Raw genomic sequence first — 15,953 nt, 5'->3', positions numbered from 1 at the left:
CGTCTGGAGGAGGAGCGCCGGGAGCGTAGCGACCAGAGCGACGGGGGAAGACGGCGGCATCAGGCGACCGAGACCGCCTCACGAAGTGAGGCCATAAACACGAGGGAGCGCCGTCGTCTGGAGGAGGAGCGCCGGGAGCGTAGCGACCAGAGCGACGGGGGAAGACGGCGGCATCAGGCGACCGAGACCGCCTCACGAAGTGAGGCCATAAGCACAGCTCAACCGGCCGGGCGCAGGTCGTAGACGAACACCACGTCCGGATAAGCCGGGTTGTCGTCATAGTTCTGGATGCCGCCAAGATACGCCCGCTGGTAGTTGACCACCCAAGGCAGCGCCCCGGCGACCTGCTGGTCCAATATGCGGCTCGTGGCCTGCGCGAAGCCTCGCTGGGCGGCGGCCTTGTCGGTCACCGTGAGCTCGGGCAGCGTGTCGAGCAGGGCGTCCGTCTTCTTGTCCTTCAGATAGGCCAGGTTGAAGACGGGCGGCTCGGCGCTGTGGAAGACGTTGCCGAACCACGAGTAGCCGTCGGCGTAGTCCGGCCACCAGTACATGACGAAGATGTCCTGGCCGCGCTTCTTGCCCTGCTCCCATTGGGCGTTCCATGGCATCGCCCGCGCGTCCAGCGTGACGTTGAGCGTCTTGAGCGTGGCCTGCAGCCTGGTCACGAGCAGTCGCTCGTCGTTGTCGCCCTCGGCGTAGGTGAGCCGCAGCCGCAGAGGCCGGCCGGTGGGGCCGTAGCCCGCCAGCTGGAGCTGCCGCGCGGCCTCCACGAGGTCCTGCTTCGGCGCTCGTCCCGGGGTGTGGCCGGGCAGCCCTTCCGGCACGATGCCGCTGGTCGGTGAGGCGGCGCCCTTGAGCGCCTGGATGATGCCCTGGTAGTCGACGGCCTTCTGCACCGCGCGCCGTACCCGTACGTCGGCCATGGGGCCCGCGGCCGTGTTGAACAGCAGCATCATCGTCTGGAACGAGGCCCGCTCGGACGTGCGCAGGCCCGGCGTGACCAACGCCCTGGCGAACAGGCGCGGGTTGAGCCGGTCCACGAAGCTCACGTCGCCGCGGAGCAGCATCTTCCAGGCCCGCTCGGGGTCGGGGATGACGCGGAACTCGACCGTGCGGTAGTGGGGCTGGCTCCAGCCGCCCCAGTAGCCGTCGTACGACTTGAGCGTGAGCTCCTTCTCCTTGCCCTTGCGCCAGCTCGCGACCGTGTACGGGCCCGAGCCCGCGTCCCGGCCCTCCTGGAACCACTTGCCGAGATCGGGCGCGGCCTGGGTGTCGTAGATGTAGGCGGCGTAGCCGGAGGAGGCGACCAGGTCCAGCGGGACCGGGTACTTGAGGGTGAACGTCACGGTCTCCGCGTCGTCGGCCCGGATGCCGGACACCGCGTCCCAGATGTAGGACGCCCCGGTCGCACCCTTCATGGTCCGCTCGATCGACGCCTTCACCGCCGCGGCGTCCAGGGGCCGGCCGGTGTGGAAGGTGACTCCCGAACGCAGCGTGAACGTCCACGTCTTGCCGTCCGGCGACGAGCGCCACGCGGTGGCCAGCCGGGGGCTGGACTTCTTGGTCACCGGGTTCCAGACGGTCAGCGTCTCGTAGACGTTCTGCAGGGCGATGATCTCGTTGGAGTACGAGCGGCTGGGGTCCCAGTCGGTGATCACGTCCAGATTCTGGACGTACACGAACGGCGACTCTCCGGCCGGTGCCTGCCGTACCTCTGTAGGAGTCGAACACGCGGCGATGGAGAGCACCAGCGCGGCGACCGCTGCGAGACGACGGCGCAACGCATCTCCCTCTGTGACGGATGTACGCCGAAACCTACTGCACGATGCCCGCCAAAAGTCCAAAAGTCCCGAAAAATTAGCCAATCCAGAGATCGAATTGCTATCCTCTGGGCTTGTCCCGTCCGGGGTTGCCAGCAGGGGACCGACCGGAATGAGGTGCCATGGGTCGTAGCCGAACGATCCGCATGAAGATCATCGGCCTACTGCTGGTTCCGCTTGCCTCGATGGTGGTGCTGTGGGGTGTCATCACCGCCGTCAGCGCGAGCCAGAGCTTGGAACTGCGCCAGTACAAGACGCTCTGGACCAACCTGCGGCTGCCCGCGTACAAGCTCATCAACGAGATCCAGCGCGAGCGCCTGGCCTCGGTGAAGCTGCTGCGTACGGGGAGTTCGGCCGACCGGTCGGCCACCGCGGCGCAGCGCACCAAGACCGACGTGGCCGACGCGGACTTCAAGAAGCTCTCCAGCCTGTCCATGAACTCCTCGGAGACGATCCGGACCCAGGTCGACTCCGTGCTCACGCAGATGGACCGGCTGGACGCGGTCAGGGCCGAGATCGACGCGGGCCTGTCCGACCGCCTGCGCGCGGTCGAGTCCTACAACGCGATGACCGACGCGCTCTTCGGCCTGCACCGGCGGGTGGCGTTCATCGACGACATCCCCATCTACGAGCAGTCGCGCATCGTCATCGACATGGGGTACGCCAAGGAGCTGCTCACCCGGGAGCAGGCCATCGCGGTCGGGCCGACCACGGTCGCCCAGCGCAGGCTGTTCACCCAGTGGGTCGGCAACCGGCGCTTCCTCATCGACCAGGCGCTCGGCGAGCTCGACCCACGCCTGCGCGACACCCAGGTGTCGCTGATCACCTCGGCCGCCTACCAGCGGATGCGGCTCATGGAGGACCAGATCATCGCGGGCGGCGCCCCGAGGTCCTGGTTGACCACGGCCGACACGCTGGCCAAGTCGTTCCAGGAAGCCCAGATGCAGGCGAGCACGATGCTCTCCGCGCGGGCGGAGCCGGTGGCGGACTCGGTGCTCTATCAGTCGTTCGTGCTGGCGGGGACGTGTTTCGTCCTGGTGATCGTGTCGATCGCCTTCTCGCTGCGGATGGGTACGCGGCTGTCCAAGGAACTGCTCGGGCTCCGGCAGGCCGCGCTCGAAGTGGCCCAGGAACGGCTGCCGCAGGTGGTGGCCAAGCTGCGCAAGGGTGAGAAGGTCGAGGTGCCCGAGCTGTCGGTGGCGAGCACGACCGTCGAGATCGCCGACGTCGGCCAGGCGTTCTCCACCGTCCAGCAGACGGCCGTGGAGGCCGCGGTCGGGCAGTCGCAGCTGCGCGACGGTGTCGGCCACGTCTTCCGCAACCTGGCCAGGCGCAGCCAGACGCTGCTGCACCGGCAGCGGATCCAGCTTGAGGGAATGCAGCACCGTACGACGGATCCGCACGCCCTCGACGACCTGTTCCGCCTCGACCACCTGACCACCCGCATGCGCCGGCACGCCGAGGGCCTGATCATCCTGTCGGGCGCCACCCCCGGCCGCGGCTGGAGCAAGCCCGTGCCGCTGCTGGACGTGGCGCGCGGCGCGGCGGCCGAGGTCGAGGACTACCAGCGCGTCACCGTCGAGCCGATGCCCGGGCAGCGCTTGGCCGGTCCGGTCGTCGGAGATGTGATTCACTTGATCGCCGAGCTCATCGAGAACGCCACCGTCAGTTCCCCTCCGCACACCACGGTCGTCGTGCGCGGGGAGGCGGCGGCCCGCGGCTTCGTCTTCGAGGTTGAGGACCGCGGTCTCGGGATGAGCGAAGAGAAGCTGGCCGAGTGCAACGAGCGCCTGGCCAGCCCACCGGAGTTCGACCTGGCCGACAGTGACGAGCTCGGCCTTTTCGTCGTCTCCCGCCTGGCCGCCAGGCATGACATCCGCGTCACGTTACGCGGTTCACCATATGGAGGGACCACCGCGATCGTGTTGATCCCGGCAGAACACGTGAGCGACCCGCCGGCCGAGCCGGAGAGCCGCGCCAAGGAGCCCGCCGCCCGGCCCATGCGGGTGGTGCCCAGTGAATGACGAGCGGTGGCTGGACGAGGACGCTGGTCCTATCGTCCCCGCCTACTTACTGACCAGGGGCCGGACCGTCCCCGCGAGCAAGGCCATCGACCTCATCGCGGTGATCATCACGGCCGGCGGCCTGACGCCGCCCGCCGGTCTCGGCCCCGAGCATCTGATCATCATGCAGAAGTGCACGAAACCGACCCGGCTCGTGGACGTGGCCGCCGAGCTGAACCTGCCCATCGGTGTGGTCCGGGTGCTCGTCGGCGACCTGCACGCGCAGCAGCTCGTCCAGGTCGAGCCGCCGCGCCCCGCGCCCGACGCCACGGTGCTGCTGGAGGTGATCAACGGCCTGAAGGCGCTCTGAGAGCGCCCTCAGGCCGCACGGGCTGTCGTGTTCAGGCTGCCACGACTGTCACACGGCGGTTGAGCAGGCCGAACACGGCGGCGAAGGCCGCCGCCACCCCGCCCGCGACGGCGGCCACCCCGAAGACCCACTGATATCCGAGTACGCCCGGCTGAGCGGCCAGGACGGCGGCGATGACCGCGCCCGCGGTGCTGCCACCCACGATGCGTACCAGCGCGTTGACCCCGGCGGCCAGCGCCGTCTTGTCCGGGGCGACGTGCTCGACCGCCATGGTGCCGAGAGCCGCGTAGCCCACCCCGAGCCCGATGCCCAGCAGGGACGTCGCCACGTAGATGTCGCCCCCGGTGCGGTGCGCGAAGACCAGCCAGATCGCCGCGAGCGCGACGACCCCGGCGCCGGCCGCCACCATCGACGAGGCCGAGAACCTGCGCATGAACCGCCCGGCGAACAGCGAGATCACCAGCATGAACAGCGTGCTGGGCAGCAGGTAGAACCCCACCTGCAAGGTGGAGGCCCCCAGCCCCGAGGCCGGCGCCTGGGTGAACCCCGAGATGCCCGTCATGACGGTGAAGAAGGCGAACCCGAGCAGCATCGAGGCGACCGTCGCGCCGATCGTGCCGCGCTGCACCAGCATCGACATCTGCACCAGCGGCTCGGCCACCCGCCGCTCGACGGCCACCCACACCACCGCGACCACCACCGCGACCGCGAACAGCCCGAGCACCCCCGGCGAGCCCCAGCCCCACGATCCGCCCTCGCTGATGGCCAGCAGCAGCGCGACCAGCCACACGGTCAGCAGGAACGCCCCGGCCAGGTCCGGCCGCCCGCCGCGGCCCGGAGCCCGGTCGCGCACCAGGAAGGCGACGATCACCGCGGCGACCACCGTGATCGCGCCGGTGATCCAGAACACGGCGTGGTAGTCACCCGAGGCGAGCCCCGCGAGGATCATCCCGCCCCCGCTGCCGAACCCCATGGTGGCGCTGAGCACCCCGATGCCGGTGGCCAGCTGCTGCCTGGGCAGCAGGTCGCGGACCACCCCGATCGCCAGTGGCACCAGCGCCGCCACGAATCCCTGCAAGACCCGGCCCAGCAGCAGCCACGGCAACGAGGTGGCCAGTCCCCCGATGACAGAGCCGATCACCAGGAGGGCCAGCGCGCCGAGGATCATCGGCCGCCTGCCGTACATGTCGCCGAACCTGGACAGCAACGGCGTGGACACCGCGCCGACCAGCAGGCTCAGCGTGAGCGTCCAGCTCACGGCGGAAAGCGAGGTGTGCAGCTCGCGCTGAAGCACGGGAAGCAAGGGGACCACGGCCGTGTTCTGCAAGGCGGCGATGGAGGCCGCGAACGCGAGCGCGACCACCGCGGGCCACGGGCTCCTGACCGGCGTCTCGCGCGTTGGAGGAGCGACAACTGTCGCCATGACGGCTCCTTTAGATAACTTGGGTAAGTAACCAAGTGACGATGATACATACCTAAGTTAGGTAAGCAAACAGATGGACGAAGATCTCAGCAAGACCGTGGCGGCCTTTAGGCAGTTGGTGACCACGATCAACCGCGCCAAGACCCACGGCATGCTGACCGAGGCGGCAGGTGTCCAGCTCGACCGGCCCGACGTGCAGATCCTTGTCCACCTGCTCGACGCGGGCGGTCCGCGCCGGGTCGGCGCGATCGCCGAGGGTTTGCAGGTGGAGAGCCCGCACGTGACCCGGCACGTCGCGTCGCTGGAGCGGCGGGGGTTGCTGACCCGGGTCAAGGACCCCGACGACGGCCGCGCCTGGCAGATCGCGCTCACGGAGGAGGGCGCCGACGCGGCCGCGAGGTGCCGGCGCGTCACCGTCGAGTGGTTCGGCGCCGCGATCTCCGACTGGCCCGAGGCGGAGCGGGCCGATCTGGGACGGCTGCTGTCGAAACTGTCCGACGACCTGTGCGTACACCTGCAGAGCCGCTTGGCGGGCAGTTCCCTCAGGTAAGCGCCCTCAGCCCAGCACGTCCTCAGCGCGGTGGCAGGCCACCTGGCGGCCCTCGACCTCCCTGAGCGCGGGCGCCGTTTCACACTCCTTCACGGCCAGTGGGCAGCGCAGCTGGAACGGGCAGCCCGTCTCGGCGGGCCGCGCCTCCGTCCTGCCCCTGGCCACGGGCGGCTCTCCGCCGAGCTTCGGTACGGCGTCACGCAGCGCCAGTGTGTACGGATGCGCGGGCCTGGCCAGAATGTCGGCCGTCGGCCCCGACTCCACGACGCGCCCCGCGAACAGCACGTGCGAGGTGCGGCAGAGCCGGCCGACCACGGCCAGGTTGTGCGTGATGAGCAGATGTTCCGTGTCGAGGCCGGCCAGCAGGTCGAGGATCCTGGCCTGGACGGTCACGTCGAGCGCGCTGGTGGGCTCGTCGAGGATGAGCAGCCGTGGGCCGACCGCGAGCGCCCTGGCGATGACCACGCGCTGGCGCTGGCCGCCCGAGAGCTGGTGCGGGCGCCTGGTGGCCAGGTCCGGGGAGAGGCCGACCTGGTCCAGGAGCTCGGGGACGCGGTGCCTGGCGTTCCTGGGGAGGGCTTCGGCTATGGAGGCGCCGACGCGCATCCTGGGGTCGAGGGCTTCGGCTTGGAAGACCGGTTGGACGTCTCTGCGAAACGCCCTCATGTCCGCTTTTTTCAGGGTTTTCTGGCCGTACCAGATATTTCCGGATGTGGGGGTTAGCAGACCCAGGAAGGCCCGCGCCAGCGTGGTCTTGCCCGAGCCGCTCTCCCCGATCAGGCCGACGCCGCCATCAGTGAGGTCGAGCGTGACGTCGTGCACGACCGGCGTCTTGCCGTACCCCAGCGTCACCCCCTCCGCCCTGAGCATCGTCACGGCAGCGCCTCCAGCAGCTCACGGGTGTACGGATGGGACGGCTCGGCGAGCACCTCGGTGGCCGGGCCGCTCTCCACGACCGCGCCGTCCTTCATGACCAGCACCCGGTCGGCGATCGTGGAGACCAGGGCCAGGTCGTGGGAGACGAGCAGCAGGGCCAGGCCGCGTTCGGTGCGCAGTCGCCGCAGTACGCCGACGACCTCGGCCTGCACGGTGACGTCGAGCGCGCTGGTGGGCTCGTCGGCCAGGATCACCTCGGCGCCGAGCGCGATGGCCAGCGCGATCGCGAACCGCTGCGCCTGACCGCCGGAGATCTCGTGCGGATAGCGACGCAGGATGCCCGGATCGAGCATGACCGCTTCGACGGCCTCCACCATGATCCGCCGCACCTTCCCCTGCCTGACCTCCCGCCCCGCCTCCTGCTCGGCCCCCTGGTCGCCGCCGCGGCCGTGCAGCTTCAGCGCGCGGCGCATCAAGGTGCCCAGGCGGGTCGTGGGGCTGAGCGCGGCCTGGGGTGACTGCATCACGAGCGCCACCCTGGCGCCCCTGATCTCGCGGAGCCGCCGTTCCGGAGCCTGGAGCACCTCGACCCCACAGACCCGGATATTTCCGGAGACGTGGGCGCCCTCGGTGAGACCCAGGAGCGACAGCAGCGTGGTCGACTTGCCCGATCCGCTCTCCCCTACGATCGCCACGCACTCTCCCGCGCGCACGTCCAACTCCGGCACGTGGGCGACCAGACGCTCGCCGTACCGCACCTGAAGATCCCTGACCTCGATCACTTCACGACCCTTCGCGGGTCCAGGGCGTTGCGCAGCCCTTCCCCCAGCACGTTGAAGGCGAACGCCGTCACCAGAATCGCCAGCCCGGGAAAGGTCACGACCCACCAGTTCGTGGTGAACAGCGTCTGTCCCTGCTCCACCATCAGCCCCCACTCCGCCGTCGGCTCCTGCGCGCCGAGCCCCAGGTACGACAGCGCGGCGGCGGTCAGGATCACCCCGCCCGCGTCGAGGGAGATCTGGACCAGGACGGGGGTGAGGGAGTTCGGCAGGACGTGTCTCAGGACGATCATGGGCGCGGGCACGCCCAGGCAGCGGGCCGCGTCCACGTACCCACGCGTCGAGATGGAGGCCGCCACGGAGGCGGACAGCCGGGCGTACCAGGGCCACCAGGTCGCCGCGATGGCTACGATCGCGGTCGTCACGCTGGGCTGCAGCACCACGGCCAGGGCCAGTGACAGCAGCAGCGCGGGGAAGGCCAGGAAGACGTCGGTGACGCGCATGATGACGTCCCGCACCCAGCCGCCGGCGTAGCCCGCCACCACGCCCAGCGTGACGCCCACGACCGCCGACACCGCCAGGACGGCCACGGCGATGGTCAGGGAGGTCCGCCCGCCGTACAGGACCCGCGTGAGCACGTCCCGCCCGACCTTGTCGGTCCCGAACCAGTGCGCGCCGCTCGGCGGGAGCAGCGCGTCGACGGGCGCGAGCCGGTCCACGGGGTACGGCGCGAGCCACGGCGCCAGGATCGTGGCCAGCAGGATGAGCACGATGAGCACCGCCCCGGCGGCGGCGAACCGGTCGGTGATCTTCGGCAGCGTACGACGCAGCCGCACCGGCTCCGGAGCGTCCTCGGGGCGCGGCTCCAAGCGGTCCTCCTGGCTCGTCGGACCCATGCTCATCGGGCCCTCGCTCTCGGGTCCACCACGCCTTGGAGGAGGTCCACGACCAGGTTGGCCAGCACATAGACCATCGCGACCAGCAGCGTGACGCCCGCGATGGCCGGGGTGTCGAGGCTGTGGATCGACTCGACGGCGTAGCGGCCCAGCCCCGGCCAGTTGAACACCGCCTCGACCAGGAACCCGTTCACGATCGCGTACGCGAACACCAGGGCGATCAGGGACAGTACCGGGTTCAGCGCGGGCCGCAGCGCGAATCTGGTCAGGATCGACGTCTCCCCGAAGCCGAGCGCCCGCTCCAGCCGGGCGTGGTCCTGCCCAGACTCCTCGATGAGCGCCGCCCTGGTCATCTGCGCGATCACGCCCGCCGGGTAGGCCGCCACGACCAGCGCGGGGAGCACCAGGTGTTCGAGCGTGCTGGTGAAGATCGACCAGTTGCCGGTGATGAGCGCGTCGACGATGGTGATGTTGGTCCAGAGCGTCAGCGGGCTGGTGGTGTCGAGCGTGGAGTCGTACTCTCCGGCGACCGGGAACCAGCCGAGGTTGCTGGCGAACACCGTCTGCAGCGTCAGGGCCAGCCAGAACACCGGGACCGAGACGGCCAGCATGCTGACGACCCGCACCCCAAAGTCCGGAAATTTCGTCTTATAGCGGGCTGCGAGCACGCCGACCGGAATGCCCACCGCGATCGCGATGAGCAGCGCCGTACCGACCAGTTCCAGAGAGGCGGGGAACGCGAGCAGCAGGTCGTCACGGACCGGCTGCCGCGTCCGCAGGCTGGTGCCCCAGTCGCCCGTGACCAGGTCCCTGACGTAGTTCCAGAGCTGCACCGGGATCGCGTCGTCCAGCCCGAACCGCAGCCGGGCCGCGGCGAGCTCCTCGGGCGTCGCCTTCGGCCCGGCGAACGCGACCGCCGGATCGCCGGGCACCAGCCGCATGATGGCGAACGTCAGCACGACCACCCCGGCCACGACCAGGACGGCCTGGCCGAGGCGACGGGCCAGATAGCGCGGCACGGCTCAGCTTGCGGGCTTGAGATCGTAGAAGAAGACCACGTTGGGATAGGCCGGGTTGTCGACGTACCCCTGCACGTCCGCCGTCAGCGCGCGCTGGTAGGTCTGCACGTACGGCACCGCCACCGCGGCCTGGTCCTGGATGATCTGCTTCTGGATGGTCGCGTACGACTGCTCGGCGGCGAACTTGTCGGTGGCCGTGAGCTGCGGCAGCGCGTCGATCTCCTTGTCGATCTCGGCGTTCTTCAGGTAGGAGAGGTTGAACTGCGGCTTGTCCGCGCTCCTGAACACGTTGAGGAACCACGAGTAGGCGTCGGCGTAGTCCGGATACCAGTACATGACGAAGATGTCCTGGCCCTGCTTCTTGCCCTGGTCCCACTGCGCGTTCCAGGCCATCGGCTTGGCCTCCAGGCTCACGTTGAGCTGCTTCAGCGCCGAGCTGAGCAGCGTCACCAGGAGCTTCTGGTCCTCGTCGCCCTGGGCGTAGGTCATCTTCAGCTTCAGCTCGGGGAAGTCGGGGCCGTAACCCGCCTCGGCCAGCAGCGCCTGCGCCTTGGGCAGGTCCTGCTTGGGCTCCATGTTGGCGGTGTAGCCGATGAGGCCCTGCGGCACCAGGCCGGTGCTCTTCTTGCCCGCGCCCTTCAGCGCCGCCACGAGGCCGTCGTAGTCGAGCGCGAGCTGGAGCGCCTGCCGGATCTTGACGTCCTTCATCGGGCCGGTGGCGGTGTTGAACAGCAGCAGGAGGTTCTGGAAGGACGGCGTCTGCGAGGTCTGTACGCCCTGGGTCGCGCTCGCCTGCTCGAAGAGCTGCGGGTTGAGGCGCTCAACGAAGTTCACCTCGCCCTTCCGCACCAGCTGCCAGGCGGTGGTGATCTCGGGGGTGACCCGGAAGGCGATCTTCTTGTACTGCTCGGGCTTCCAGCCGCCCCAGTAGTCCTCGTACGCCTTCAGTGTGAGCTCGGTCTCCTTGCCCTTCTGCCAAGTGTCGATGGTGTACGGGCCGGTGCCGGCGTCGGTCTTGCCGTCCTTGAGCTTGTCGGCGGCGGCGGTGTCATAGATGTAGGCGGCGTAGCCGGAGGAGGCGATCAGGTCGAGCGGAGCCGCGTACTTGAGCTTGAACGTCAGCGTCGCCGGGTCGGGCGTCTCGATCGTCTTGACCGAGCCCCAGATGTAGGCGGCGCCCGCGTTCATCTTGATCGTGCGCTCGATGGCCTTCTTGGCCGCCTCGGCGTCCATGGGGGCGCCGGTGTGGAACTTCACGCCCTGGCGCAGCTTGAACGTCCACTGCTTGCCGCCGTCCGCCGACGTCCACTCGGTGGCCAGCCGCGGCTCGGGCTTCTGCGACTGGGTGTTGTACCTGGTCAGGCCCTCGTAGATGTTGGACATGGCGATGATCTCGTTGGAGTACGAGGTCGCCGGGTCCCAGTCGGTGACCACGTCGAGGTTGGGCGCGTAGACGAAGGTGGCGTCGTTGGCCTTGGTGGCGGCGACGGCGGACTCGCTCGTCGTGGCGCTCAGCTTCGGTGTCCGGTCCGCACCGCGTACCTGGCCGCCCGCGCACGCGGTTGCGGTCATGGCCACGGCCCCGGTGACCCCGGCGACGAGCAAACGCTTGTGCCAGCGCATGGGTGGGGAGTCCTTTCGATCTGTCACCGGGACAGAGGTCCGGCGGCTTTGACGTGTACCCGCACCGCGGGTTCTGAGAGATAGCTCAGCGGCACCTCGAGCAGATCGACGATCTCCACCCTGGCCGGGTCCGCACCCGCCGCCACGGCACGAGCCGCCGCCTCCTCTTTGACTCTTTCGATCGCTTTTGCCCGGCTTTCGCCCGCAGGCAAGATCGTATCGACTCTGCCACTCGCGAGGGCGATGGCCGCACCGACGGCGTTGGCCACCTCGGCGTGCTCGGGCCGGATGACGCCGCTCACGCCGGGGATCTCGGCTGGCAGCAGGAAGGCCCCGCCACCCACCGCCACCAGCGGACGGTCGGCCCGGCCGAGTGCCATCCGGTCCACGGCGTCGATCACCATGGCGTCGGCGACGGCCAGCGCGCTTTGCAGAGTGTCGCGGAAAGTTTCCGACATGTCGCCCGCGCCGTACGCCGCCGTTCCCGTGGGCTTCGCGGCTGTGGCGGCGTGGGCGGCGGCTTCGAGCCGGTCGCGCCAGTCGGCCGCGTTCGCCGGGACGCGGCCGCCCGCCACGGCGGCGTCGGTGACCGTCGTCGTGGCGCCGCCGAAGACCAGCGCCTCCTCCGCGATCCGGTACCCCACCGAATCCGGCCCCACCCGCACACCGGCCCCACCCGGCCGGACCACGGTTCCGCCGCCGAGCGCGATGGCCAGGATGTCCGGCATCCGGAAGTTCGTCAGCACCCCGCCGATCTCCACCGCCGCCGCCGACTCCCTCGGGAAGCCGCCGACGAGCACGCCCAGGTCCGTGGAGGTGCCGCCCACATCGGCCACGATCGCGTCACGTACCCCCGACAGGAACGCCGCCCCGCGCAGCGAGTTCGCCGGTCCGGAGCCGATCGTGGACACCGGCAGCCGGGCGGCGTGCGCCACCGTCATGAGCGTGCCGTCGTTCTGGGCGAGGTACGGCCGCGCTCCCAGCCCTCGTTCGGCCAGCGCCGTCACCAGGGCCTCGGTCACATGCGCCGCCACGCCGTACAGGGCGGCGTTGAGCACGGTCGCGTTCTCCCGCTCCAGCAGCCCGAGGGAGCCGATCTCATGGCTCACCGAGACGGGCAGCCCGTACTCGTTCCGGACCAGCTCCTCGACCGCCCGCTCGTGGTCGGCGCTGGCCGGGCTGAACACCCCGGTCACCGCCACGGCGTCGGCCCGTACGCCGTCCAGGAACCGGCGGATCGCGCCGAGGTCGAGCGGGCCGATCTCGCGGCCGTCGACATAGTGTCCGCCCGGCACGATGACCTCACCGGCGGACACGGTCTTGCGCAGGTCGTCCGGCCAGTCGGAGAGCGGCGGCACGGCGGTGGTCGCGGGGGCGCCGAGCCGGAGCACGGCCACCCGGCCGAGGTTCCTACGCTCCAGGATCGCGTTGGTCGCGTGCGTGGTGCCCAGCATGACCCGGGTGATCCGCTCCCACGCGGCCACGTCGGCCAGCACCGCGTCCAGGGCCGCCCGTAAGCCCTCGGTCACGTCCGGCGTCGTCGGCCGTTTGGCCTTCGCCACCACTCGGTCGGCGGCGTCCAGCACGACGGCGTCGGTGTTCGTGCCGCCGACGTCGATCCCGATCCGCAGCGCGCCCTCAGTCACGCGGCTCCCCCTTCGCCAGCTCCTCGATCGGCACGTACTCCAGGTCGTAACCGAACGCGCGCGGCCCCGCCGTCTCCAGCCCCTTGGGCGTCCGCCAGAGCGGGTCGCACGGCCAGGCGAGCACCGTGACGCGCTGGCCGTAGCGCAGACTTTCGGTCTGTACGGCGGCGGCCGTCTCGGTGTCGACCACGGTGATCAGGTCGGGCACCATGGCCCTGGGACGGCCGTTCTCGAGGGCGACGAGGTTCTCGTTCTGGAGCTCCAGCGTGAGCGTGCGACCCCGGTCGTCACCGGTGCCCTCGATCGTGGCCGTACCCCTGACGAACCCGCCGGTGGTGCGCCGTTCGACGTCCGTCAGCTTGCCGGTGATCAACCGGGCCGCGCCGAGCCGAGCCGCCAGGGCGCGCAGCGGCTCCGCCGCGCCCTCGGTGGCCCGGCCGACGGCCAGCGCGCGGGTGACCGTACCCTCGATGACCGCGCCGCGCGCCTGTGCGGCGGTGAGCACGTAGTCGGCCATCAGCGCGTGCGAGCCCGCCGCCACGCAGACGGCGCGCGCCAGACGCTCGGACCAGAGGCCGTCGATGGGGCGGATCGTCACGATGTTCCCCACGATGTCGGACATGATGACGAGGTCGGCCGGCAGCCCCGCCACGTACATCGACACCATCTGCACCTCGGGGAACGCCCGCCCCATGCCGTCGGCGTCGAGCAGCGGCAGGCCGAGCTGGGCGGCCCAGGCGACGGGCGCGACGCCGTTCGCCCCGCCGATCTCCGACGACATGACCGCCGCCGGCGGACGGCCGAAGATCCGCTCGATCTCCTCCGCGATCCGCTTGGGCTCGTCCTCGCCGTGGATCATCTCGTGGCTGACGGTCGGCGCCCCGATGCCGGACAGCGGCACGACCAGCGCGTCCGCCGGCAGGTCCGCGAGCTCGATGAGCGGCACCGGCCCGTACGTCTGGATCGCCCGGATGGCCGCCAGCGACCCGGTACGCACGTCCCCGCCGCCTCCGGTGCCCAGCACGGCGCATCCCCGGGCGAGGGCGGGAATGTCACTGATGTCGATGGTCATATGGCGACACAACCAAGCACATAGCCACTCATTGCGCCAGTCAGGTCGGCGTTACGAGGACCAACTCGGGTCTGTGAACCGGCAAACCGAGTGCGTGATCCGATTGCGCGATCCGGCTCCGCGCGGCGAAGCTCATGGCGGGCATACCTGCGGTGGCGGCGGTATGGGTGCCGTCCCGACATATCCGGAAAGGTGAGCGAGCATGCGGATTTCGGTGGCGACCGACAGCCTGGACGGCGTGGCCGAGCGCGTCGTGAAGCTGCTGCGTACACGCGGGCACGAGGTGGTCACGCACGGCGCGCTCAACCCGGAGGAACGCGACGACTGGGCATGGGCGTCCGAGCTCGCAGCCCGCGACGTGAGCGAGGGACGCGCCGACCAGGCCGTCGTGTGCTGCTGGACCGGCACGGGCGCCTCGATCGCGGCGAACAAGGTGCCGGGCGTACGGGCGGCGCTCTGCGTCGACGCCTACACGGCCGGCGGGGCCCGCAAGTGGAACGACGCCAACGTGCTGGCGCTGAGCCTGCGGCTGACCTCCGAGGTGGTGCTCGACGAGATCCTCGACGCCTGGCTGGCCGGTGTACCGAGCACGGACGCCACGGACCAGGCGAACGTCTCCCACCTCGACACAATCTGACAACGCCCCGCCGTACGGGAAATGACCTTGGGCGGAATCGCGGAAACGTCGGTGCCGCCCTTTAGGGTGCTGGGCATGACGGATGTGCTCCTCCACGGCGGGCGGCCGTGGGGTCACGAGGCGCCTGCCGACATCCTCGTCCGTGACGGCCGTATCGAGCGGGTCGCGGCCGGGATCGACGCGCCCGCCGCGCGCTCGTTCGACATCACCGGCGGCCTCGTGCTGCCCGGCCTCGTCGAGGCTCACTGCCATCTCGACAAGACCCTCTACGGAGGGCCCTGGGTGCCCCACTCGGCCGCCGACACGCTGGCCGGTCGCATCGGCAACGACCTGGGCCGCCGCGCCGAGCTGGGCGTGCCGAGCGTCGAACGCGTCGCCGCGCTGCTGGCGCGGATGAGCGCCTACGGCACCACTCACGTCCGTACCCACACCGACATCGACCCGCTGGTCGGCCTGCGCGGCGTGGAGGCCGTGCGGGAGGCGGCGGCGGGCTCGCCCATCGACGTACGCCAGGTCGCCTTCCCGCAGCACGGCGTGCTCACCAACCCCGGCACGGCCGAGCTGCTCGAAGGGGCGCTCAAGAGCGGCGTCGAGGCGGTCGGCGGGCTCGACCCGGCGGGCATCGACCGCGACCCGGTGCGCCACCTCGACATCGTGTTCGGGCTGGCGGAGCGCTACGGCGCGCGGCTCGACATCCACCTCCACGACGGCGGCTCGCTCGGTGCCTGGGAGCTGGAGCTCATCACCGAGCGCACCAGGGTGCTCGGGCTGGCGGGCAGGGTGACGGTCAGCCACGCCTACGCGCTCGGCCAGGTCGACGAGGCCTACCAGGACCGCCTGGCCCAGGGCTTCGCCGAGGCCGGGGTGGCGCTGGCGACGGCCGCCGTCTACAGCTTCCCGGTGCCGCCGATCAAGAAGCTCCGGGCCGCAGGCGTCACGGTGGCGTGCGGTCATGACGGTATCCGCGACCTGTGGGGCCCCTATGGCAGCGGCGACATGCTCGAGCGCGCCATGCACCTGGCCTACCGCAGCACGTTCCGCAGGGACGAGGACATCGAGCTCGCCCTGGAGGCGGCCACCTACGGTGGCGCGCGGGTGCTCGGCCTCGACGCCTACGGGCTGGCTCCCGGCGACCGGGCCGACCTAGTCGTCGTCCCCGCGAGCGGCGCGGCCGAGGCCGTGATCACGCACCCGGCGCGCACTCTGGTCATGAAAGACGGCACCGTCCTGCACAATTGA

Annotated in this window: 14 protein-coding genes; 5 read left to right on the top strand and 9 right to left on the bottom strand. The window is 70.3% G+C overall.

What is annotated here, in order from left to right:
* Window positions 1–218 precede the first annotated feature (218 nt).
* Window positions 219–1,781 (bottom strand): ABC transporter substrate-binding protein, encoded by a 1,563-nt coding sequence (locus tag AB0J16_RS27330; protein ID WP_358544539.1) that lies wholly within the window; start codon window positions 1,779–1,781, stop codon window positions 219–221.
* A 161-nt stretch (window positions 1,782–1,942) separates the two neighbouring features.
* On the opposite strand from AB0J16_RS27330, the gene AB0J16_RS27325 reads away from it, so the two are divergent.
* The gene (locus AB0J16_RS27325; RefSeq protein ID WP_358544537.1) at window positions 1,943–3,844 is read left to right on the top strand and encodes a nitrate- and nitrite sensing domain-containing protein; all 1,902 of its coding nucleotides are present in this window, start codon (window positions 1,943–1,945) and stop codon (window positions 3,842–3,844) included.
* The gene (locus tag AB0J16_RS27320; RefSeq protein WP_358544535.1) at window positions 3,837–4,193 is read left to right on the top strand and encodes a DUF742 domain-containing protein; all 357 of its coding nucleotides are present in this window, start codon (window positions 3,837–3,839) and stop codon (window positions 4,191–4,193) included. Before AB0J16_RS27325 ends, AB0J16_RS27320 begins: the two co-directional genes overlap by 8 nt.
* A gap of 31 nt (window positions 4,194–4,224) precedes the next feature.
* On the opposite strand, the gene AB0J16_RS27315 is transcribed toward AB0J16_RS27320, so the two are convergent.
* On the bottom strand, window positions 4,225–5,616 hold the full coding sequence (locus AB0J16_RS27315) for an MFS transporter (RefSeq protein ID WP_358544533.1): 1,392 nt from the start codon (window positions 5,614–5,616) through the stop codon (window positions 4,225–4,227).
* 73 nt (window positions 5,617–5,689) lie between these two features.
* Here AB0J16_RS27315 and AB0J16_RS27310 point away from each other — a divergent pair, with 73 nt between their 5' ends.
* Window positions 5,690–6,166, top strand: coding sequence for a MarR family winged helix-turn-helix transcriptional regulator (locus AB0J16_RS27310; RefSeq protein WP_358544531.1), 477 nt, complete (start codon window positions 5,690–5,692; stop codon window positions 6,164–6,166).
* Window positions 6,167–6,172: 6 nt separating this feature from the next.
* Here the strand turns inward: AB0J16_RS27310 and AB0J16_RS27305 are convergent, their stop codons facing one another.
* Genes AB0J16_RS27305 through AB0J16_RS27275 form a run of 7 tightly spaced genes read right to left on the bottom strand, consistent with a single transcriptional unit; the run spans window position 6,173 to window position 14,077 of the window.
* Complete coding sequence (locus tag AB0J16_RS27305) at window positions 6,173–7,036, bottom strand: ABC transporter ATP-binding protein (RefSeq protein WP_358544875.1); 864 nt, start codon at window positions 7,034–7,036, stop codon at window positions 6,173–6,175.
* A 2-nt stretch (window positions 7,037–7,038) separates the two neighbouring features.
* On the bottom strand, window positions 7,039–7,824 hold the full coding sequence (locus AB0J16_RS27300) for an ABC transporter ATP-binding protein (RefSeq protein WP_358544529.1): 786 nt from the start codon (window positions 7,822–7,824) through the stop codon (window positions 7,039–7,041).
* The gene (locus AB0J16_RS27295; RefSeq protein ID WP_358544527.1) at window positions 7,821–8,723 is read right to left on the bottom strand and encodes an ABC transporter permease; all 903 of its coding nucleotides are present in this window, start codon (window positions 8,721–8,723) and stop codon (window positions 7,821–7,823) included. Before AB0J16_RS27295 ends, AB0J16_RS27300 begins: the two co-directional genes overlap by 4 nt.
* A complete protein-coding gene (locus tag AB0J16_RS27290) occupies window positions 8,720–9,736 on the bottom strand; it encodes an ABC transporter permease (RefSeq protein ID WP_358544525.1) in 1,017 nt (338 codons plus the stop codon). Before AB0J16_RS27290 ends, AB0J16_RS27295 begins: the two co-directional genes overlap by 4 nt.
* A gap of 3 nt (window positions 9,737–9,739) precedes the next feature.
* A complete protein-coding gene (locus AB0J16_RS27285; RefSeq protein ID WP_358544524.1) occupies window positions 9,740–11,359 on the bottom strand; it encodes an ABC transporter substrate-binding protein in 1,620 nt (539 codons plus the stop codon).
* Window positions 11,360–11,382: 23 nt separating this feature from the next.
* On the bottom strand, window positions 11,383–13,005 hold the full coding sequence (locus AB0J16_RS27280) for a hydantoinase/oxoprolinase family protein (RefSeq protein WP_358544523.1): 1,623 nt from the start codon (window positions 13,003–13,005) through the stop codon (window positions 11,383–11,385).
* Complete coding sequence (locus tag AB0J16_RS27275; RefSeq protein WP_358544522.1) at window positions 12,998–14,077, bottom strand: DUF917 domain-containing protein; 1,080 nt, start codon at window positions 14,075–14,077, stop codon at window positions 12,998–13,000. Before AB0J16_RS27275 ends, AB0J16_RS27280 begins: the two co-directional genes overlap by 8 nt.
* A 202-nt stretch (window positions 14,078–14,279) precedes the next feature.
* On the opposite strand from AB0J16_RS27275, the gene AB0J16_RS27270 reads away from it, so the two are divergent.
* Entirely contained in the window at window positions 14,280–14,714 is a 435-nt protein-coding gene (locus AB0J16_RS27270; RefSeq protein WP_358178117.1) for an RpiB/LacA/LacB family sugar-phosphate isomerase, read from the top strand.
* 75 nt (window positions 14,715–14,789) lie between these two features.
* Window positions 14,790–15,953, top strand: a complete 1,164-nt coding sequence (locus AB0J16_RS27265; RefSeq protein ID WP_358544521.1) for an amidohydrolase — start codon at window positions 14,790–14,792, stop codon at window positions 15,951–15,953.

The sequence above is a fragment of the Nonomuraea sp. NPDC049750 genome, from assembly GCF_040659625.1.
In the GTDB taxonomy this organism is placed as follows: Bacteria; Actinomycetota; Actinomycetes; order Streptosporangiales; family Streptosporangiaceae; genus Nonomuraea.
This window is presented reverse-complemented; position numbering and strand designations above follow the sequence as displayed.

Bases quoted from the DNA above. Each gene is read 5' to 3' on its own strand.
- AB0J16_RS27325 (WP_358544537.1), top strand. From the start codon at position 1,943: ATGGGTCGTAGCCGAACGATCCGCATGAAGATCATCGGCCTACTGCTG.
- AB0J16_RS27315 (WP_358544533.1), bottom strand. From the start codon at position 5,616: ATGGCGACAGTTGTCGCTCCTCCAACGCGCGAGACGCCGGTCAGGAGC.
- AB0J16_RS27310 (WP_358544531.1), top strand. From the start codon at position 5,690: ATGGACGAAGATCTCAGCAAGACCGTGGCGGCCTTTAGGCAGTTGGTG.
- AB0J16_RS27305 (WP_358544875.1), bottom strand. From the start codon at position 7,036: ATGCTCAGGGCGGAGGGGGTGACGCTGGGGTACGGCAAGACGCCGGTC.
- AB0J16_RS27295 (WP_358544527.1), bottom strand. From the start codon at position 8,723: ATGAGCATGGGTCCGACGAGCCAGGAGGACCGCTTGGAGCCGCGCCCC.
- AB0J16_RS27285 (WP_358544524.1), bottom strand. From the start codon at position 11,359: ATGCGCTGGCACAAGCGTTTGCTCGTCGCCGGGGTCACCGGGGCCGTG.
- AB0J16_RS27275 (WP_358544522.1), bottom strand. From the start codon at position 14,077: ATGACCATCGACATCAGTGACATTCCCGCCCTCGCCCGGGGATGCGCC.
- AB0J16_RS27270 (WP_358178117.1), top strand. From the start codon at position 14,280: ATGCGGATTTCGGTGGCGACCGACAGCCTGGACGGCGTGGCCGAGCGC.
- AB0J16_RS27265 (WP_358544521.1), top strand. From the start codon at position 14,790: ATGACGGATGTGCTCCTCCACGGCGGGCGGCCGTGGGGTCACGAGGCG.